Genomic DNA, 20369 nt, shown 5'->3' with positions numbered 1-20369 from the left:
CTTGGGGACGTTCTTAAACGACTAGTCATTAAAGAACGTCCCCAATGACTATGAAAGGTATCCATGGAAACGATCATCAACGTCGACGATGTCTCGTTCTCCTATGGCACGCAGACCGAGCGGGCGCTCAGCCACATCTCGCTCAGCGTGAACAAGAGAGATTTCATCGGCATCATCGGGCCCTCGGGCGCCGGCAAGTCCACGCTTGCCGCCTGCCTGTCGGGTGCCGTGCCCCACCACTACACCGGCACGTTCTTTGGGGCCGTCATGGTAGACGGCCACGACACCTGCGAAGCCTCGCTCACCGACGTGTCGCAAATCGTCGGCAGTGTGCTGCAGGATATCGACACGCAGATGGTCGCTTCGGTCGTCGAGGACGAGATGCTCTTTGGCCTCGAGAACTTTGGCGTTCCCCACGACCAGATCGAGCGGCGCGTGAGTGAAACGCTCGAGACCGTCGGCATCAGCGACCTGCGTGACCGCGAGATCGCCACCCTCTCGGGCGGACAGAAGCAAAAGGTGGCCATCGCTGCCATCCTCGCCATGCGTCCGCGCGTCTTGGTTCTCGACGAGCCCACCGCGGCACTCGACCCCGCCAGCTCCACGTTGGTCTTCGAGACGCTGCGTGAGGCAAACCGCGCGCTTGGAATCACCATCGTCGTCGTTGAGCAAAAGGTCGCCCTACTCTCGGAGTACTGCAACCGCGTGCTCGTGCTCAACCATGGCGAAATCGCGCTGCAGGGCGAGCCACACGAGGTCTTCGCGCATACCGACGAGCTCCGTGCCATCGGCGTCGACTGCCCTCGCGTCACGCGTATCTTCAATAGCCTCGAGGCCGATGGCCTGGTAAGCGGTACCCCTTGCTTGGATGTCGATGAGGCCGAGCGCCTGATTTCGGGCATCGTCGACCCCGCACACGCAAGCAGCGACATTCAGGCACCCGCCGGCTCACCGCACGCACCGTCGTTGCGCCCGCACGCCAAGGACGCCGAGCCCGTGCTCACCTTCGACCATGTTGAGTTTGCCTATCCCAATGGCGGCGCCGCCGTCCACGACCTCAACCTGACCCTCTATCCCGGCGAGCTCGTGGGCATCGTCGGCCAAAACGGTGCCGGCAAGACCACGCTCACCAAGCTGCTCACAGGCCTGCTCAAGCCCGCCTCGGGCAGCGTGCGCGTCACGGGACTGGATACCGCGGCCGTTCCCACGAGCCGCATCGCCCGCGAAGTCGCAACGCTCTTCCAAAACCCCGACCGCCAGATCTGCAAGGATACCGTACTCGACGAGGTCGCTTTTGGCCTGGAGCTTGCCGGCATCGACCGTGCCGAGGCTCTGCGTCGTGCTCAACTCGTTATCGACCGCTTTGGCCTGCCTGCCGATGAGGCACCTTTCTCACTTTCGCGCGGCCAGCGACAAATGGTGGCGCTTGCCTCCGTCGTAGTGGTTGAGCCCAAGATCGTCGTGCTCGACGAGCCCACGAGCGGCCTTGATTACCGCGAGTGCATGACCGTCATGGAAACGGTGCGCACCATGGCCGAGCGCGGCTGCGCCGTTATCATGGTCTGCCACGATATGGAAGTTGTTTCCGACTTTGCCGAGCGCATCGTCGTCATGGCAAACGGTCACATCCTCGACCGCGGCCGCACGCACGAGCTATTCTCGAACATCGATCTCATGCGGCGTGCCTATGTTGAGCCGCCCCAGGTTATTGAACTCTCGCGCCGTCTGGCATCTTCCGTCTCGCCCGCTTTTGCGCAGGTGAGCGAGGTCACCGATATCGTTCGCATTACCAAGGAGATGGTCCGCCGTGGTTAACGTCATCGACTACATGCCGGGCGATACGCTGCTGCATCGCCTGAACCCCGTCGTCAAACTGGGCCTCGCCGCCGCCATCATCGTCGGCATCTTCTTGTCCGACACCTACGTGGCGCTGCTGGGCTTTTTGGCACTCACCCTTGCGCTGGGTGCCTATGCCGGTGTCGTCGACCGTCTGCTCTCGCTGCTCAAGTTGCTGATTCCGCTCGCGCTTATCATGCTGGTGCTCCAGCTTGCCTTTATGCGCGATGGCAACGTTGTGTGGGGCTTTATCACCGACACGGGCCTCATCACAGGATCGAAGGCCTGTCTGCGCCTGCTGGGTGTGGCGTTACCGCTCATCCTCATGCTCATGGTGACCAAGCTCAACGACCTTGCCAACGCCTGCGTCGAGGTGCTGCACGTACCGTATCGCTATGCCTTCACCTTTACCACGGCGCTGCGCTTTGTGCCGGTGTTTGGTCAGGAGATGAACGCCATCATGGAAGCGCAGACCGCGCGCGGCGTCGAGTACGACACCAAGAACCCTATCAAGAAGCTTAAGCTCATGCTGCCACTGTGTGTGCCGCTGCTCATCTCGAGCGTGGGCAAGACCGATGCCACGGCCTTGGCGGCAGAACAGCGCGGCTTCTATCTGCGCACGCGCGCCAGCTCGTACAAGCGCTACCCCATCAAGGGCCTGGACATCGCCGTACTCATCGTCAGCATCGCCCTCATCGCCATCGGCTTCCTGTTCTAGTTCGCCACCGACAGCAACCGCCCAACGCAAAAGGCCTCGGCTCGCACCAAACGAGCCGAGACCTTTATTGTTTCACCAGATAAAACCTACCAAAATTAACCTGTCCCTTTTTGACGGGTCGGAAGCTAGAGGCGGTAGGGGACGCCGCTGCGGATGATGGATTCGCGCACCAGGACATCCATGGCATCGAGGGTGATCTCGGGCATCTCTCGATACTTCTGCAGCACCGATAGCTCGGTGCAGGCCAGAATGACACGGTCGCAGCCGCTACGGGCGAACTCCCACATCACGCGGTCGAACTTATCCATATCGGGCTCACGTCCGGCTTTCACATCATCGTAGATAAGCGACATCACATCGTTCTGACGTTTCTCGCTGGGATAGACGACCTCAACACCCGCAGCCTCGCATTCGCGGCCGTAGACGCCCGCGCCCACGGTTCCGTCGGTGCCCATAATGCCAATCTTGTGCACCGGCTCGGCCGGCATACTCAGGTTGGGGTCGAACTCGCACTCCCCCATCACCGCACCCGCAAGGGCATAGCGCACCGACTCACGCGGCATGTGGATAATCGGCACCTTCGTAAACGACTGGATCTGGTCGTAGAAGTAGTGAGACGTGTTGCAGGGAATGGCAATGTGCGCACAGCCCAGCGACTCGAGTGCCTGGGCACACTCTTTCATGGTCGCCAGCAGCTTGGCATGCTCGCCGGTCTTAATGGCAAGCGTGCGGTCGGGCATGGTCGACTTGGAGAGCACCACCATGTCGATATGTTCCTGATCGCAGGCAGCAGCCGTATGGCGCACCACCTGGTCGTAGTAATACGACGTGGCCTCGGCGCCCATGCCGCCGATAACTCCCAGCTTTTCCATCGCCGCCTCCTTGGTGACGCTTGCGCAATTGCGCGTATCATACCCGCGCCCGCCCGATGTAAACCGGACGGGCGCCGCACTCATCTACTTGTAATACGTCTTGAACAGCTTAAAGTGGCGCAGCTTGGTGTGCCACATGCGCAGCCAGCGGTTAAAGACAAAGTCGCCCTTCATAAACGAAGGGTCGGCGCCCTTGCCTTCCTTGTCCAGGCGATGCACCTTAGCGCGCAGCTCGGGATCCTTGACGTACTTGTCGACAACGCCCATGGGAACGACCATCCACAGCGCCTCGTCCTGCGCCGTCACAAACTCCGGCTCAAACGGGCGGTTGAACACATACTCGTCCACCACATACTTGGCAACGTTAAAGCCGCTGTTGGTGACGTAGTAGTTGCTGCGACCTTGGCGCGTGTTGAAATCGAAGAACTTAAACGAGCCGTCGCGTTCGTCGTACTTAACGTCAAAGTTGGAATAACCCACAAAGTGAAGGTCCTCGAGCAACTTGCGCACGCCGCCCATGAGCTCGTCATTGGGCTCGGTGATGATACAGGCGTGGTTGCCGACACCGTGAGGCTGATGCTCCTCGAGCAGCACGTGACCCAGGCACATCATGCGCACCTTGCCGTTGCGGTCGGAATAACTGGTGAGCACGCGCATGCACTCGTCATTGCCGGGCACGCGATCCTGCAAGATCAGGTCGTCGGTGTAGCCGCTGGCATACGAGTCGCGAATGACCTGTTCCAGCTCGGCACGGTCGGCAATCTCATAGGCCTTTTTCTGGCCCTCGAACTCGTGCTGCCACCACATGATGCCGTCAGAAGGCTTCAGAATCATCGGGTAAGGAAAATCGATCTGGTCGAGCACTTCGGCAGGTGCCTCGCCTTGGGCGTTCAGCATCGCCATGGTGAAGGTAAAGGTATGCGGATAGGGCACGCCATGCTTCTCGCACAGCTCGTAGAAGATCTCCTTCTTCTGACACTGCTCAAGCATGCTGTAGGGAGCGTAAGGCGCGACGATGTTATCCGCCAACTCATGGGCATCCTTGGCCTGAGCCACGAGGGCAACATAGTTATCGCCACAGCCCACAAGAACAATCGTCTTATCGGCATGCGCTTGGGCAATGCCGTTGACGGTCCTGAGCATCACGGGCATGGTATCGATATCCACGTTGGGCGTGTAGTCGATAATCTGGCTGCGGTACGCGGGACCCGTCTGGTACTTGCCAAAGACCAGGCTCTTGACCTGGTACTCCTCGTAGAAGGCGCGCGCCACCGAATAGGCGTTGATGTCGCCACCGAGCAGCACGGGAATAAACTCGCGCTCTGTAAACTGCAATGCCATGGAAACTTCCTATCATGAACTGCCCACACAACGGGCGGTCTTTGCGCAACTAATTTATTCTAGCGTGCCAAACCGCCGGCGCCCAAAGCTCCACCGTATCTATGGCAATCGACGTAATCGTCCAGCATGAAATCCGCCCTCGCCGTGATGGGACCCTGTAGTTGCAAAACCCCACATGAGGCGACTTTTGATAAACAAAAACCTTCTCGACAGGGTTCCGTAACGTTAAAGTTGAACTCTATGGTTTCTCAACAATTCATCATAACTGCAGGTCAAAGCCAAAGCCTCAAGTTCAACTTGACCCTTTGGAACCTTTAAGGTTCAAGTTGAGGTCGAAAGCAGTAGTAGAATACCGTTCGAACCATAACCTACGATTGATTGCAGAGGGACTGGATGCAGCATTCGAATCATCGCACCGCAGCGCTCATTGCGTCGAAGCCGGCTCGTATCATCACGAGCGCCGCGCTCGCCGTTGCGCTGACGGCCACGCCGATGCTCTCCCCCGTTGCGGCGTATGCCGCCTCGCAGGCAACGCAGGACCAGCTTTCCGCAGCCCAGCAGAAGATCGAAGCCGCCACGAGCGCCTACAACGACGCCCGCACCAAACTCGATGACCTGCAAAAGCAGATTGACTCCAATGAGGCAAGCATCGAGGAAATCGAGGCTAAACTTCCCGAGCAGCAGGCCAAGGCAAGCTCCGCCATGCGCGATCTGTACAAGTATCAGAAAGGCACCAATCCCATCGTGAGCTTCCTGGTCAATGCGCAGAGCCTGGGTGAGTTCATCACGACCTGCAAATACACCAACCAGATCACGAGCTCGAGCGTCGACGAGATCGAAGAGCTCAATAATATGCAAACCGAACTCGAGCAGAACAAGGCCGAGCTCCAGCAGGCCAAGTCACAGCTTGAGGCAGAGCAGAAAAACGCCGAGGATGCGCTGGCGCAGGCCCAGCAGCTCCGCAGCGAGGCACAGGCAAAAGCCGAGCAGGAAAATGCCGCCGAGCTTGCCAAGCTTGAGGCCGATAAGGCCGCTGCCGCCGAGAAGCTCTCGGGCGAGGGCGTAAGCGGCGGCAATTCCAGCAGCCAGGCCACCAACACCAACACCACCATAGACACCACGGTGAACAACTCCAATACCGGTAGTTCCGATTACGATTCGTTCATTAATGAGTGGACGAGCCGCATCGACAATTATCTCGCCGGCTCCCCCATGGCAGGCCAGGGCTATAACTTTGCCGTCGCCGCCTGGAATACCGGTGTCGACCCCCGTTGGTCCCCCGCCATCGCCTGCATCGAGAGCACCAAGGGTGCTTATTGCGCCAATTCTTACAACGCCTGGGGCTGGAGTGCCCGTGGCGGCGGTTGGCGCAGCTTTGGCAGCTGGAGCGAGGGCATCTCCGCTCACGTTGCCTATCTGGGCGCCAACTACGGCTCCACCCTTACCCCGGCAGCGGCCAAAAAGTACTGCCCGCCCACGTGGCAGGACTGGTACAACAAAGTCGCCGCTCAGATGAACCGCATCTAAGCGCAACTGCAAAGGGCCCCAATGGGGCCCTTTTCTTTTAGGTAGCGGAGGTATCGACGACGCCGGTCGCATTGGCAATCGCGACTATGACGATCATGCATAGGAGCAGCACACCCAATACCTTGAGCCAGAGTTTCGCGAGTTTCTTGCCGCGATGGCTGTCGAGCAGTGCGAATCGCCGACGAAGACGGCGCTTATCGAGCAGCGCAAAATGCATAAGCACCATAAGGCCATCGACAAAGAAAAAATACTCGATTATGAGAAGCCACGTCGGGTAGCTTTGGTTTGCTCCCGTGGGGTGAAAGACGGCAAAGTGACTTCCGGCAAAGAACACAAGTAGCGAGAAGCAGACGAGCGCATTCCAAATGCGCCCCAGAGACTCCGGAACGCGAGAGAGCAGACCGCATGCAGCGGAGGCGGCAGGCCTAGGAAGCCCTGCGGGGTTCTGGAGCCCTTGGAGCGTCAACACCGTCTCCGAGGCCGGAGTACGGACAGGCGCAGGTGTAGGAGGCCGCACGGGGCGGCTCAGATCGTATGCCGAGCGCGTCGCCCGTCCCAACGCTTCCGCACTCGCAAAACGCTTGGCCGGGTCGAGCGCCATCGACATGCAGACGGCATCGGCAAGTGGAGTGGGAATGCCACGCGCCTCGCATTGCTCGCGCATGTCGAGCCCTGGTTTAGGGTCGACTCCCGTCAAGCAGAAGAACAACAGGGCGCCAAGTGCGTAGACGTCGCTGCGCACACTCGTCTGCCCAAACCCATACTGCTCGGGCGGCGCATAGGGTCGCGTGCCAAACTTGACGGTGTCGGCATCGGCGCCATCGCGCCATACGCGCGCGATCCCCAAGTCGATAATCACCAGCGACGAAAACGTCAGGCCCTCATCGAGCGTACAGTTCGCACCCGTCACGATGATATTCGACGGTTTGAGGTCGCGATGGATCACCGGCGCCGACGTCTCCCCCGCCATTGCAAAACCGGCGTGGAGCTCGCCCACGGCATCGCATAGGGAGGATACAATTCACGCGCATAATCGGGGGTGGCTCCCAGACGGTCCACCAGCACCCCGAGCGTCTCCCCTTCGATGTATTCCATAACCACGTTGAGCTCGTCGCCCACACGACGACAATCGACGATTCTGGGCAGGTGCTCAAAACGCCTGCCTGCCCGCTGAGCGGCAAACAGACGCTCGTATGCCCCGCCGATTTGAGCCGAGGCATCGATGCGTTTACGGACAAAGGGGCCGAGCGAACCACCGCCGGTTCCTTCAAAGTACACGAGCTCAGTTGTTTCAACGGACGAGCGCTTAAGTACACGCTCCACGCGATAGCTGTCGTCGCGATCGAGCGACGCCAGGTGCTCGGCAAGCGCTGCGGTCAGCTCGTCATCGGGATATGTTGGGGTCTGAGTATCCATAGCCTCCATCATAGCGCAGGGCGCAGACACCCCATGGCATCCGCGCCCCGTTCGTTTGCATCGTTGTTCGGCAGCTCCGCCGGCTCAGATATCAGCCGCTAACTCACCGTCTCCTCGCCAAAGCGATACAGCTCCTCGTTGACCTTTTGGAGGCTGCACCCGCGATCGATGCAAAAGATGATAATCGCGTCACGGCGATCCTTGCAGTTGAGGACGCTCACCCCGGCAGCCGTCAGCGCACGGTTGGTCTCTTTGAGCGTCAGCGCCATCGCAAAGGCAATCTGCAGCACCTTATTGCGACTCGGGTGACGCGCACCAGTAAAGATCTGATAGCCAAAGGTCTCATTGAGATCGGCCATACGAACCACGCGAGAGCGCTCCAAGCCCTTTTCCTGCATCAGCTGCTTCAGGTAGTCCGAAAGCGACGGGGCGGCAAAGTCGTGCTCCCTGATATAGCCATCGATGTTCGGTGCATCGAGAAGCTCATTGAGCAACTCCTCAGTCAGCTTTTTATCGGGCATACGACTTCACCTCCCCCAGTGCATGCAACATGCTAGAAACCGCTTACGTCCGAACGCTCCCAGCTAGCAACCTGGTCGGGAGACACCGTACCCAGCGCCTCGAACTTCCAGGAGCCGCCCGCCTTCAGATGATTGGTGTTTGCAAGAGCCGTTCCAACCTGGTTGCCATCGGCATCATACAGAACATACTCAATCTGAATGTAGCTCTTTTCCTTGTCCGTGTTATTGGTCAGCGTGCCCGTGATCTTATAGGCAAACTGACTGGAGGTGTCTTCAGCCTCGTCAGCAATGGTATACGGTTCTTGCGGTTCTTTTTGCTCCTCAGCCTGCTGTGTCGCCTCGGCAGGTTTTGCCGAATCGCTCGCAGACGAATCGGTTGAATTGCCACCCATAGAGCCCACGGCACCGACGATAACCAGCACCACGATGACGCCTAGGACAATCTTGCCGATCGGCTTCTTTCCCTCTTTTGCCATTATTCATCCTTCCTACGATCCGGCTACCGCGCCGGCACACAGCACATCGTAGAAAGGATTGAACTTGAATTCATTAGCTGAGAGCTAAGGTTGCGGTAAACGGCCAATGCAGCTATCCAGACGCCGAGCAAACGCACTTTGCGTGACCGTCTGCTAGCAGCGCATCAACCCACCGTGACGGATTCCCCGGTAAAGGTGCTCACAAGCAACAGGATAAAGAAAACTAAATAGCTGATGCTCAATAGGTAGGCGACGACTAAAAAGATAGTCCATCCAACATTGGTCTTACCATCGGCACGACGTTGCTCGCGAGAACGGCACAGCCAGACCGTCACGCCAATGGCCACAATCAGCAACACGAGTGCCGCTGCTGCCACCCCGGCAAGCGCAAACATCACGCCAATGCTCACAGCAATAACCGGGAGCAGTAGCAAGCCACACCCGCATCCACCCGGGCTATATACGGCAGACTGTCGGCGTCGCCTCATCGTCGCCCCCATCATCTTTGAACACTACAGTGCGATGGCCCGCTGAACAGGAACGATCTTATCGAGTTCCGGTTCGATCCGCCTTTTCTCGGCCTCAAGGTCAAACGCCACCTGAGCACGCAGCCAATAACCATCCGTCAGGCCAAAATAACGGCAAAGACGGAGGTCGGTGTCGGCCGTCACGCGACGTTTTCCCAAGACAATCTGCCCGATACGCTGAGCAGGAATCCCGGTCTCTTTCGCAAGGCGATATTGAGAAATGCCCATGGGAACAAGAAACTCCTCTTTGAGAAGCTCACCAGGAGTCACCGGCGACAGCAAATCGGCCGAAGTCTCATCACTTGTGATAATCGACGATTTCGACATTCCAAGCCATCTCCTGTCTCCACTCAAAACAGACCCGATAGCGCTCGTTAACACGGATGCTATATTGCCCGGCACGATCGCCCTTCAAAGCTTCCAGGCGGTTGCCCGGTGGAACGCGAAGATCATCAAGCGAAGCACAAACCTGCAGTTGGCGAATCTTCCTCAACGCAACACGCTCAAAGGGCACGAACTTCCTGACCCGCACACCCATGGCAAAGCGTTCGGTATCCTCATCTTTATACGATGCAATCATAGTATCGCCTTACGTTAGTAACGTCAAACGTTTCTATAGACTTACATCTCTATTATATCGTACGTTTGTTCGTATTTTCTAGAACAAATAGTCCTTCACGCCTTAGTCAAGCAAAAGCAATCGTTTGTAGACATCGAGGCCTTTGAGTAGGATTTCCTCGTCGAAGAGCATGCTATCGGTATGCAGAGCGCTTGTGGCATAGGCGGGGCAGCCATCCGAATCACTCGGGTTGTCTTGGTCCTCTGGCATACCCGTGCCCAGCAGGAAAAATACGCCCGGCAGATGGCGTTGATAGAACGCGAAATCCTCGGCAATCAGCAGCGGCTCGTCCACGAGCTGTAACTCGGGCAGAGCAGGCGCGATTCGATCAAACAACTCGGGATCGTTGTCGACCGGCGGATAGCCCTCGGCAAAGTCGAGATCGTACGTGCAGCCCGTTGCAGTGCATGCCTCATCAAGCACGCGGCGCACACCCTCGCGTGCACGGTCGAACATGCCGTCCGTAAACACACGCAAGCTGCCGGCCACATGGGCCTCCCCCGCCACCGCGTTGCAGACGGTACCGGCCTGCAGCAGGCCAAACTTGCCGATACAGGGCTCGCCGGTGCCCAGTTCGTCCATCAGCTCGCGCTCGGTAACCAAAAACTTCGCTGCCGCCAACGCGGCATCGTGTGACTCCTCAACCGGCACACCATAAGTCTTAGCAATATGGATACTCGCACCGTGAATATGGATATGCGTCTCGCTCGAACGCGCCAGCAGCGGACCAGAACAACTCGCCAGCGTGCCGGCAGACAGATCGGGCCACACATGGAAGCCAAAAATGCGGTCGGCCCCATAGCGCTCGAACACACCACTCTCGCATACCGTCTTGGCACCACCGGTCGTTTCCTCGGCCGGCTGGAACACAAAAAGCACGTTGCGTTTAAGTGAACCCGGCTGCTCGCGAATCGTGCGGTCGACATACGTCGCGGCGGCGAGCGCCATGGCCATGTGTCCGTCGTGCCCGCAAGCGTGCATCTTGCCGGGATGAGACGAGGCGAAGGCCGCACCCGTCGCCTCGGCAATGGGCAGCGCATCCATATCCGCACGAATCGCCGTGGCATGCGTGGCACCAACGCCAGCGTCAAAGAAAGCGCAGACGCAGCTGGGGCACGGATGGGTCACCTCGCAGGCAAGCGACGCCAACACGCCCTCGATATAGGCAATAGTCTGCGGAAGATCGAAGTCGAGCTCCGGGATCCTGTGCAAGTCGCGCCGATAGCGACGGAGTTCTTGGAGCTCGGTCATAGAGGTTCCTTTCATTGGTGTGCGCCGGTTGCTATCTATTGTGCCGCAAGATTGCCATACCCTTATTTCCAGCATATCCCTGCATTTTTTAAACGTTATATACGAATACTCTTGTTTGGTAAAGTGCAACGTGGTAGGGTCGTTACCACTTGATAGAGGCGCGGGCACGAAGAACCGCGGGCGAGCCGGCAGGCTTTGACCCCGTGGGGAGGCGAAACCCGCCGAACTGGGTTTTTCGGGCACGAACAACCTGGTGGGCCTGTGGGAAACACCCACAGGACTGTCTGCAGCAATGCGGGAGCGCTATCCGGACATTGGGTCCACGCTATGCGGATTCGATGCGCAGATGGCGCCGTCTGGATAGCGAGGTTTACGGGACATGGCATTGACCCCCAACGAGGCATATGCGGCCAAGCAGCCGTTTGTGGACAAGGAGACGCTCGAGCATATCGTCGAGCAGTTCCCCACGCCGTTTCATCTATACGACGAGGCGGGCATCCGCCGCAACATGCAAGAAGTGCGCGACGCCTTTGCATGGAACCCGGGCTTTAAGGAATACTTTGCCGTCAAGGCCAACCCCAACCCGGCGCTCATCTCCATTCTCAACGAATACGGCTGCGGCTGCGATTGCTCGAGCTATACCGAGCTCATGATCGCCCGCTCGCTGGGTATCACGGGACACGACATCATGTTCTCGTCCAACGACACGCCGGCGGCCGACTTTGAACTCGCCGACAAGCTGGGCGCCATCGTCAACTTTGACGACATCAGCCATATCGAGTTCTTTGAGCGTGTCGCGGGGCCCATCCCCAAGACAGTCAGTTGCCGCTTTAATCCGGGCGGCTTGTTCCAGCTCTCCAACGGCATCATGGACAACCCGGGCGACTCCAAGTACGGCATGACCACCGAGCAGCTCTTCGAGGCCTTTCGCACGCTCAAGGCCAAGGGCGCCGAGGACTTTGGCATCCACGCATTCCTTGCCAGCAACACCGTCACCAACGACTACTACCCCAAGCTCGCGCGCATCCTCTTTGAGCTTGCCGTGCGCCTGGAGCGCGAGACCGGCGCACACGTCGCCTTCATCAATCTATCCGGCGGCGTCGGCATCCCCTACCTGCCAGAGCAGCAGGCCAACGACATTCACGCCATCGGCGAGGGAGTGCACGCGGCATACGACGAGATCCTGGTTCCCGCCGACATGGGCGATGTGGCCATCTGCACCGAGATGGGCCGCTTTATGATGGGCCCCTACGGCTGCCTGGTCACCAAGGCCATCCACGAAAAGCAGATCTACAAGGACTATATCGGTGTCGACGCAAGCGCCGTCGATCTGATCCGCCCTGCCATGTATGGCGCCTACCACCACATTACAGTGATGGGCCAGCCGGGTGGCTCCGACAAGACCGCGGCGCCTGTCACAAACACGTACGACATTACGGGCAATCTGTGCGAGAACAATGACAAGTTCGCCATCGACCGCGAGCTACCGCAGATCGACATGGGTGATGTACTCGTGATCCACGATACCGGCGCGCATGGCTACTCCATGGGCTACAACTACAACGGACGCCTGCGCTCCGCCGAGGTGCTGCTGCGCCCCGACGGCTCGGCCGACCTCATCCGCCGCGCCGAGCGCCCGGGCGATTATTTTGCCACACTCGATGTGCTGCCGTGCGGCCGAGAGCTGCTGGCCAAGTCGCGCGCCGAAAGTGCTCGCCATCGCGCTCAGGACGAGCGCTTGGCCGTCGCCGCCCAATGGAATAAGCGCATCCAGATCGCGGAAGCGAAGGAGAAGAACATGGATATCCGCAACCTCGAGGGCTCAATCGTCGCCCTTGTTACGCCGTTTAAAAAGGACGGCAGCGTCGACTTTGACGCACTCGAGCGCCTTATCGATTTCCACCTGCAAAACGGCACCGACGCCATCCTCACCCTGGGCACCACCGGCGAGAGCGCCACAATGACCGATGACGAGGACAACTCCGTTGTCGCCGCCGTGGTCAAGCATGTTGCAGGACGCGTCCCCGTCATCGCCGGCTCGGGCTCCAACTCCACGCAAACCATGCTCACCAAGTCGCTCACTTACCAAGGCCTGGGCGCCGACGGTCTGCTGCTCATTACCCCCTACTACAACAAGTCCAATGAAGAGGGCATCTACCAGCACTTTAAGACCGTCGCCGATGCCGTGGACATCCCTTGCATCCTCTACAACATCCCCGGCCGCTGCGGCTGCGGCATCAGCGAGCGCAATGTGGAGCGCCTGGCCGCGCACCCCAATATCATGGGTATTAAGGAAGCCTCGGGCAACGTCGCCTATGCCGCCAAGATCGCACACCTGCTGTCCGACGACTTCCGCATGTACTCGGGCGAGGACGCACTCACCGTGCCGCTCATGAGCCTGGGCGCCTCGGGCACCATCAGCGTGTGGGCCGATGTTCAGCCGCAGCTCGTGCATGACATGTGCCGTGCCTATCTGGACGGCGACGTGGAGCGCGCCCGCGATATCCAGATTGCCGGTCAGCCGCTCATCAACGCCCTCTTTAGCGAGGTCAATCCCATCCCCGTTAAAGAAGCGCTCGCTCAGATGGGTATGATCGAGGCAAACTACCGCATGCCGCTGTGCCCCATGGCCAACGACACACGCGCTGCACTTACCGATGCTCTGAGGGGAGCTGGTCTGCTTGATTAAGACCGTCATTATGGGAACGGGCCGCATGGGCTCGCTCATCCGCACCACCGCCGAGGGCGTTGTCGACGCCGCCGGTCAGCCCGTTTTTGATATCGTCGCCCAGACCGGCTTCGACTTGTCCGAGCTCGAGAACGCCCCAGCAGCCGACGTCATCATCGACTTCTCGAACGTTGCGACCTTCAATGCTGTCGTCGCCTATGTCGAGCGCACGGGCGCGGCGTTGGTCTCGGGCACCACGGGCTACACGCCCGAGCAGATGGATCGCCTGCGCGAGCTGGGTCAGAACGCCCGCGTCATGCACTCCGGCAATTACTCCATCGGCATCGCGGCCCTGCGTCATCTGGTGGCACAGGCCACGCGTGAGTTGCCCGGCTTTGACTGCGAGATTGTCGAGACGCACCACAACCAAAAGGCCGACGCCCCCAGCGGCACCGCGAAGCTGCTGCTCGACGCCGTCGTCGAAGCCGAGCCCGAGGCAGGTTACCACCCCGTCTATGGCCGCGAGGGCATGTGCGGTGCACGCGACCCCAAGGAGATCGGCATGCACTCGCTGCGCGGTGGCACTGTCGCCGGCGTGCACGAGGTGAGTTTCTTTGGCCAGGACGAGGAGGTCACGCTCACACACCGTGCCACGAGCCGCCAGATCTTTGTCAACGGCGCCCTGGCCGCCGCCCAGAAGCTCATCACCCGCGACCCCGGCTTCTACACCTTCGACCAGGTCATGTTTGCCTAACCAGGTATCAACCGTATCCACGAAAAGGAGAAACAGCATATGAGTAACGCAGCCGAGATGGATGCACAGGAGATTATCAACTACATCGCCACCGCGCCCAAGAAAACGCCCGTCAAACTGTACGTGCGCGAAAAGCCGGGCATGAAGGTCCAGTGGGGCAATGCGCACGTCTACGGCGGTCGTCGCGGCAAGACCGTCTTTGGTGACTGGGATGAGCTTAAGACCATCCTGGTCGCCAATGCCGATTCCATCGACTACTACGACGTAGAGAACGACTGCCGCAACTCCGCCGTGCCCATGCTCGACCTCAAGGGCATCAACGCCCGCATCGAGCCGGGCGCAATCATCCGCGACCGCGTCGAGATCGGCGATCGCGCCGTCATCATGATGGGTGCCATCATCAACATCGGCTCCGTCATCGGCGAAGGCTCCATGATCGATATGGGCGCCGTGCTGGGCGGCCGCGCCACCGTGGGTAAGAACTGCCACATCGGTGCCGGCACCGTGTTGGCAGGCGTCGTAGAGCCCGCCAGCGCCACGCCCGTCATCATCGAGGACGATGTCATGATCGGCGCCAACGCCGTGGTCCTGGAGGGCGTGCACGTAGGCAAGGGCGCCGTCGTTGCCGCCGGCGCCGTGTGCGTCGAGGACGTCCCCGCCGGCGCCGTCGTGGCCGGTGTCCCCGCCCGCGTCATCAAGATGCGCGACGAGAAGACCGACAGCAAGACCGGCCTGGAAGAGGGCTTACGTCAACTTTAATAGTTACGCGGGTTTACCAACCCGCGTAACGGCTCGACGCTGCACCTTTGGTTCCGTCGTTCTAACGAACGACGGAACGGTCGACGCTACAAACGCCCCTAAGCGGCAATCTGACGTTCAATCGTCGGTCGCGTACCAAAGTACGCTTCCCTCCTCTTTCACGTCACCTTGCTCGCTTAGGGGCGCTTTCGCTGACTTATGCTCAGTCTGCAACTCAATTGAGCTCCAAGCAAAAAGGCCGAAGACCCAAAGGGCTTCGGCCTTCGCTTTCTCGCTGCAGGCGTAACGCAACTTATCGATTCTCGATGCTGCCGATGTTTTTGAGCTCGATGGAAATGAGGCCGTTGGGCTCGTTGACAAACTCGATGTACTCGGAGTTCGAACCCATCTCGGCCGGGAAGCTGATCTCGATGCCCGTATCGGTACGAATCTTATGATTGCGCACCGCCGCGCGCTCGACCTGTTTGCGCTCCACGGGAACGCGCTCGGGAACCTTCTCCTCGGTCAGTGCCGCGCGCACACTTTCCTTGATGACCGGCTCGTCCTCAAAGACCTCATCGACGATATCCCAGGGCGGAAGCTCCTCGTCATCCTCGACCTTCTCGGCCACAGCGGCTTTAACCTTGGCGAGCGCCACGGCCGTGTTGGCGCCGTGCTCCTCGGCGACTTCCTCAACCACACGCGTCACGGTGTCGATGACCTCCTTGCCCGATACGCCCGTGTCGCACTGCAGCAGGCCATCGGGGATAAGCATACGGTCCTCGCCGGCAATCTTGCGCTTCTTGTCCACGTAGCCGATCTCCATGGTGCTCGCGCGCACGATGGCATAGCTCGGCACCTTTTGCGAGGGATTCGGCAGAATGGCGTAGTGGCGCGCGATGTCGTTGCGCACCTCCCCCTCCTCGCGGCCCACTTCGTGCATAAAAGCCTGCTTGGAGCCCAGCAGCATCACGGCAAACCAGCGGGCATCCTCATCGTCGTCAAAATCGGCCACGAGCACGTCGGTGGACTCGGCTTTCTCGGCTTTGGTGAGCTCGGAGGAGATAAACTCCGCAATCTGCTGCGACAGGTCCACGAACTCGCGCTCGCCAAAGAAATAGCCCTTGAGCTCGCCGCCAAACGCAGAGTTCTCGGCAAACGCGGCGCGTTTATTGTCGGCCGAGGTACGTGCGCGGCGCAGATGCGTGGTCACGAAGTTGCGCACGGTACGGCTCTCGATATCGAGCTCGCGCTGGCTCATAACGTTGACGGCAGAGTCAAAGTCCAGGATATGCAGAATCGCATGATTGATTTTCATATACGGCATTCCGTTCTAGATTGAATTGAGCACGAACCAGTATAGCGGTCGAGCCCGCCCCAGGCGCATCGAAGATTGGTGCATCGGGGACAGGTTGCTTTGCACCAATGGCTAGCGCAGGAGCTCGGACTGCCATACCTCGAGCTGTTCTGCCAGGCTCTTACCACTAGAAGGCACGCTGAACTCGGGACGTTTGGGCAGCAGCGCACACTTAAGAATTGCCACGATGGTCTGCGAGACAAAGCGTCGCGTATCCTTGTCAAACCCTTGCGCAGCCTGGAGCATCACGGGCAGGCTCTCGCGCAGATTCCCAGCGATATCCGCAAACCGCTCAGCACCCGTAGCCTCAAACACGGAGAACAACGCATCTACAAAACGCTCGCGCTCGCTAGGCGAAACTGCAAGCAGCATCTCGCGAATGGAGCCATCAACGTATCGAGCACCGGCGGACAGGCGCTCACAGTACACGAAGTCGCGACCATCAACCACCCAGCTAAAGGGATTGTGCTGCAGCAGGCTGAACTCGGTGCTCTCAACGATGGCATAGTCCTCCTGCGTCTCGAACATCATGCCAAAGATCGACGACCGAGGTAGCGTCTTGTCGATTCGACCGGAAAGATCGGCAAAGGCGTTGCCGTTCAGAAACTCCTCGACGAAACCCGGACCATCATGGGAATACGCCTGTTCGATTCGCGCACGGGCGACATCGGAGCACATCGCCGCACCGTACACCGCAAGGTTTCCACCCTTGGAATGACCTCCGCACAAAAGCGGCCCGTCAATCGCATCCGCCGCCTCGTCCACATAACGCGCCGCGGATTCCTGGGCCGGCACAGGATACCGGAACGCCATGTTAAAGTCCTCTTTCCAGCCCACAATCGTGCTGTCGGTCCCCCGGAAGGAAAGATAGCTAAACCCCGCCGGAAACCGGAACGCCATGGCTGCAAACTGCTCTGTCGCCACCACATCGCTCACGGCACGATAGCCGCAAACGTGCACGCCACGGTAGCGAGGACTTGCTGCCACGGCCTCCAGCAAGGCCTTGCTCCCCTCCGGGTCCCACAAGTCGTCAATCATGTCCCGGTAGCACTCGGCACGCAGCAGCTCGCGTACGTCTAGGCCCTGCCAGTTCGTCAGCTCCGCCATATCACCCGGCAAACGCAAATAGGACAACCACGCAAAGACGAGGCTATCCACCGCGCAGAACGGCCGTTCCTCAAACGGGTCAAACGCCGTCTGGGCATAGGTCAAAAAATTAGGCGAATCCGACATGGCCCTCCCGTCAACTATGGTGCATTGGGGTCAGGTTACTTTGCACCAAAAAGGCGCCCGGGCCGTGTGGGCTCGGACGCCTTCATTGTAGCTTTTCGCTTTAGCGAGCTTGATTTAGCAGGAGAAGTCGACGCTGTCGATGATGTCCTTGAGGGCCTTGGCGGAGGCGGTGAGCTCGTGCTGCTCGTCATCGTTCAGCGGCACGGGGACGCGGCAGACAACGCCGTCGCGGCCAACGACGGTCGGCATGGAGATGGCAAGATCGGACAGGCCGTACTCGCCCACCATGAGCGAGGAAACGGGCAGAACGGTCTGCTCGTCACGCATGACGGCAGTGCAGATGCGTTTGACGGCCATGGCGACGCCATAGTAGGTGGCGTGCTTCTTCTCGATGATGGTGTAGGCGGAGTTCTTAACGTCCTCGGCGATGCGCTTCTCGGCAGCCTCATGCTCCAGATGACCGTGAAGCTCGCAGAAGGTGTTCAGCGGAACGCCGGCAACCTGAGCGCTGGACCAAGCGACAAACTCGGAATCGCCGTGCTCACCCATGACATAAGCCTGGACATCGCGCGGGTCGACCTCGACATGGGCACCAAGCATCTGCTGCAGACGGCCGGTGTCGAGCACGGTACCGGAACCGATGACGTGGCCCTCGGGCAGGCCGGACATCTTGATGGCGGCGTAGGTCAGAACATCGACCGGGTTGGAGACGATGAGCAGAATGCCGTCGAAGCCGGACTTCTTAATCTCGGGGATAATGGACTTAAAGATGCTGACGTTCTTGTTGACCAGGTCCAGGCGAGTCTCACCGGGCTTCTGGGCAGCGCCAGCGGTGACGACGATCATGGCGGCGTCGGCGACATCGGAATAATCGCCGGCGTAGATCTTCATCGGCTCGGCAAACGTCATGCCGTGCGCGATATCCAGGGCCTCACCCTCGGCGCGGTTCTTGTCCACGTCGATGAGGACCATCTCGGAGAACAGACCACTCTGCATCAGCGCGAACGCCGAAGACGAACCAACGAAACCGCAGCCGACAATAGCGACCTTCTTCTCGTTAACCATTAGAAACTCCCATCTCTCTCCACAAGCAAGCCGCCCGGGAACGACCCGAGCGGCTTGCCGTAATCCCAATACATCCAATCGGGACTTTGATTATGCTCCTATTCGCAGCCAAAAATCGACCGTTTACCGAAATTGTTTGCAGAAATCGTAAAATAACTGCACGAAATCGGTTTCGAGCTATTGACGAGTCGAAACAGGTTTCTAATACAGACCCGCCTCGCGGATGGCCTCGACAGCCAAAGCAATCTGATCGGGCGGCAGGACCAGCGCCATGCGCACGTGCCCCTCGCCCGAAGGACCAAAGCTCGCGCCCGGCGTCACCACAACGCCGGCCTTCTCCATGAGCTCCTCGCAAAACGCCATGGAATCGGTGCGACCACCGGGAAGCTTGGCCCACACAAACATAGAGCCATGCGCGTTGGGACGCTCCCAGCCCAGGCCCTCAAGACCGTCGCACAGGGCATCGCGGCGCTCCTGGTACTTCAGACGCTGCGCCTCGACCTCATCGCGCGGACCGTTCAGGCAGGCGATAGCAGCCTTCTGGACCGGGAAGAACATGCCAAAGTCGATCTGGCTGCGCAGCTTGGCAAAGGCCTGGACAACGTCCTCGCGACCGACCAAAAAGCCGATGCGAGCACCGGTGACGTTAAACGACTTGGAAAGCGAGAAGAACTCCACGCCCACCTCGAGCGCGCCGGGATACTGCAAAAAGCTTCCGCCCGGCTCGCCGTCAAACACGATATCGGAATACGCGTTGTCATGGACGATGAGCAGGTCGTGCTCGCGGGCGAAAGCGATGATCTCCTCGTAGACCTCGGGCGTGCCCACCGAGCCGACCGGGTTTGCGGGCAGCGACACGATCATATACTTGGCACGATCGGCCACCTGGGGATCGATACCCGCCACATAGGGCAGGTAATTATGCTCGGCGACCAACGGATAGTACTCGAGCTTGGCATCGGCGATCTTGGCGCCCGCCTCAAAGACCGGGTAGCACGGATCGGGAACCAAAATGGTGTCACCCGGATCGAGCAGGGCCAGGCCCAAATGGCCCACGCCCTCCTGCGTACCGTTGCACGACTGCACCATGGACGGCGTAATGCCCGAAACGCCAAAGCGGCGCTCGTAGTAATCACATACGGCCTGCTTAAGCTCGGGCAGGTCGCGCAGGGCGTACTTCCACATCTCGGGGTCCTGGGCCGCCTTCGTGAGCGCCTCGACCACGTGGTCGTACGGCTTAAAATCGGGCGTTCCCACGCTCATGTTGTAAATGGTCTTGCCCTGAGCCTTCAGCGCGAGAAGCTTGTTGTTGAGCGAGGCAAATACCTCCGCGCCAAAGCGACCGAGACGCTGCGATGCCTGCATGGTGCCACCTTTCGATATAAAAAACGCGGCGCTCCGACAAGAGCGCCGCGCGATACGGGCCATCAGATTGCAAAAGTGTACCGCT

The 20369-nt window shown here is 59.4% G+C and carries 20 protein-coding genes and 1 riboswitch; of the genes, 6 read left to right on the top strand and 14 right to left on the bottom strand.

What is annotated here, in order from left to right:
- Positions 1–63 precede the first annotated feature (63 nt).
- Together DWW51_RS06530 and DWW51_RS06525 are read left to right on the top strand one after the other, a co-directional pair.
- Positions 64–1815, top strand: a complete 1752-nt coding sequence (locus DWW51_RS06530; protein WP_117773925.1) for an ABC transporter ATP-binding protein — start codon at positions 64–66, stop codon at positions 1813–1815.
- A complete protein-coding gene (locus DWW51_RS06525) occupies positions 1808–2554 on the top strand; it encodes an energy-coupling factor transporter transmembrane protein EcfT (RefSeq protein ID WP_117773924.1) in 747 nt (248 codons plus the stop codon). Before DWW51_RS06530 ends, DWW51_RS06525 begins: the two co-directional genes overlap by 8 nt.
- Before the next feature lie 125 nt (positions 2555–2679).
- On the opposite strand, the gene DWW51_RS06520 is transcribed toward DWW51_RS06525, so the two are convergent.
- Both DWW51_RS06520 and DWW51_RS06515 read right to left on the bottom strand, forming a co-directional pair.
- The gene (locus tag DWW51_RS06520; protein WP_231501595.1) at positions 2680–3426 is read right to left on the bottom strand and encodes an aspartate/glutamate racemase family protein; all 747 of its coding nucleotides are present in this window, start codon (positions 3424–3426) and stop codon (positions 2680–2682) included.
- An 84-nt stretch (positions 3427–3510) separates the two neighbouring features.
- Positions 3511–4767 carry an ATP-grasp domain-containing protein gene (locus DWW51_RS06515; RefSeq protein ID WP_117735764.1) on the bottom strand — a complete coding sequence of 419 codons (1257 nt, stop codon included), beginning with the start codon at positions 4765–4767 and terminating at the stop codon, positions 3511–3513.
- A 393-nt stretch (positions 4768–5160) separates the two neighbouring features.
- Here DWW51_RS06515 and DWW51_RS06510 point away from each other — a divergent pair, with 393 nt between their 5' ends.
- Positions 5161–6294: a glucosaminidase domain-containing protein gene (locus DWW51_RS06510; protein WP_117635409.1), complete on the top strand. Its 1134-nt coding sequence runs from the start codon at positions 5161–5163 to the stop codon at positions 6292–6294.
- A gap of 37 nt (positions 6295–6331) precedes the next feature.
- On the opposite strand, the gene DWW51_RS06505 is transcribed toward DWW51_RS06510, so the two are convergent.
- The 8 genes from DWW51_RS06505 to DWW51_RS06470 all read right to left on the bottom strand — a co-directional run bounded on the left by DWW51_RS06505 (position 6332) and on the right by DWW51_RS06470 (position 11104).
- Positions 6332–7264, bottom strand: a complete 933-nt coding sequence (locus DWW51_RS06505) for a protein kinase (protein WP_117773922.1) — start codon at positions 7262–7264, stop codon at positions 6332–6334.
- Positions 7237–7710 carry a hypothetical protein gene (locus DWW51_RS06500; protein ID WP_117773921.1) on the bottom strand — a complete coding sequence of 158 codons (474 nt, stop codon included), beginning with the start codon at positions 7708–7710 and terminating at the stop codon, positions 7237–7239. The genes DWW51_RS06505 and DWW51_RS06500 overlap by 28 nt, the downstream gene beginning before the upstream one ends.
- 98 nt (positions 7711–7808) lie before the next feature.
- Positions 7809–8231: a helix-turn-helix domain-containing protein gene (locus DWW51_RS06495; RefSeq protein ID WP_117773920.1), complete on the bottom strand. Its 423-nt coding sequence runs from the start codon at positions 8229–8231 to the stop codon at positions 7809–7811.
- 32 nt (positions 8232–8263) lie between these two features.
- Positions 8264–8707 (bottom strand): FxLYD domain-containing protein, encoded by a 444-nt coding sequence (locus tag DWW51_RS06490; RefSeq protein WP_117773919.1) that lies wholly within the window; start codon positions 8705–8707, stop codon positions 8264–8266.
- Between the two features lie 164 nt (positions 8708–8871).
- Complete coding sequence (locus tag DWW51_RS06485) at positions 8872–9195, bottom strand: hypothetical protein (RefSeq protein WP_147343550.1); 324 nt, start codon at positions 9193–9195, stop codon at positions 8872–8874.
- Positions 9196–9219: 24 nt separating this feature from the next.
- A complete protein-coding gene (locus tag DWW51_RS06480; protein ID WP_117770129.1) occupies positions 9220–9561 on the bottom strand; it encodes a HigA family addiction module antitoxin in 342 nt (113 codons plus the stop codon).
- On the bottom strand, positions 9533–9814 hold the full coding sequence (locus DWW51_RS06475) for a type II toxin-antitoxin system RelE/ParE family toxin (RefSeq protein WP_117635415.1): 282 nt from the start codon (positions 9812–9814) through the stop codon (positions 9533–9535). Before DWW51_RS06475 ends, DWW51_RS06480 begins: the two co-directional genes overlap by 29 nt.
- 102 nt (positions 9815–9916) lie before the next feature.
- Positions 9917–11104, bottom strand: a complete 1188-nt coding sequence (locus DWW51_RS06470; protein WP_117770130.1) for an N-acetyldiaminopimelate deacetylase — start codon at positions 11102–11104, stop codon at positions 9917–9919.
- Between the two features lie 145 nt (positions 11105–11249).
- Positions 11250–11418, top strand: a riboswitch (Lysine riboswitch).
- Between the two features lie 65 nt (positions 11419–11483).
- Here DWW51_RS06470 and dapA point away from each other — a divergent pair.
- From dapA to dapD, 3 genes are read left to right on the top strand one after another with little or no spacing between them, the layout of a single operon-like run.
- On the top strand, positions 11484–13793 hold the full coding sequence (gene dapA / locus DWW51_RS10380) for a 4-hydroxy-tetrahydrodipicolinate synthase (RefSeq protein WP_117773917.1): 2310 nt from the start codon (positions 11484–11486) through the stop codon (positions 13791–13793).
- The gene (gene dapB / locus DWW51_RS06460; RefSeq protein WP_197032197.1) at positions 13786–14526 is read left to right on the top strand and encodes a 4-hydroxy-tetrahydrodipicolinate reductase; all 741 of its coding nucleotides are present in this window, start codon (positions 13786–13788) and stop codon (positions 14524–14526) included. Before dapA ends, dapB begins: the two co-directional genes overlap by 8 nt.
- A 39-nt stretch (positions 14527–14565) precedes the next feature.
- Positions 14566–15285, top strand: coding sequence for a 2,3,4,5-tetrahydropyridine-2,6-dicarboxylate N-acetyltransferase (gene dapD / locus DWW51_RS06455; RefSeq protein ID WP_117773916.1), 720 nt, complete (start codon positions 14566–14568; stop codon positions 15283–15285).
- Positions 15286–15577: 292 nt separating this feature from the next.
- Here dapD and DWW51_RS06450 read toward each other — a convergent pair whose 3' ends face one another.
- The 4 genes from DWW51_RS06450 to DWW51_RS06435 all read right to left on the bottom strand — a co-directional run bounded on the left by DWW51_RS06450 (position 15578) and on the right by DWW51_RS06435 (position 20284).
- Entirely contained in the window at positions 15578–16582 is a 1005-nt protein-coding gene (locus tag DWW51_RS06450) for a nucleoid-associated protein (protein WP_117583913.1), read from the bottom strand.
- A gap of 111 nt (positions 16583–16693) precedes the next feature.
- Entirely contained in the window at positions 16694–17854 is a 1161-nt protein-coding gene (locus DWW51_RS06445) for an Mbeg1-like protein (RefSeq protein WP_117583912.1), read from the bottom strand.
- Between the two features lie 114 nt (positions 17855–17968).
- Entirely contained in the window at positions 17969–18919 is a 951-nt protein-coding gene (locus tag DWW51_RS06440) for an L-lactate dehydrogenase (RefSeq protein WP_089573042.1), read from the bottom strand.
- A gap of 201 nt (positions 18920–19120) precedes the next feature.
- Positions 19121–20284 (bottom strand): pyridoxal phosphate-dependent aminotransferase, encoded by a 1164-nt coding sequence (locus DWW51_RS06435; RefSeq protein WP_117773915.1) that lies wholly within the window; start codon positions 20282–20284, stop codon positions 19121–19123.
- Positions 20285–20369: the final 85 nt, after the last annotated feature.

The organism is Collinsella sp. AF15-51 (assembly GCF_003462845.1).
Classification (GTDB): domain Bacteria; phylum Actinomycetota; class Coriobacteriia; order Coriobacteriales; family Coriobacteriaceae; genus Collinsella.
The sequence above is the reverse complement of the archived record's forward strand: the minus strand, read 5'-3'. Positions and strand labels throughout refer to the sequence as shown.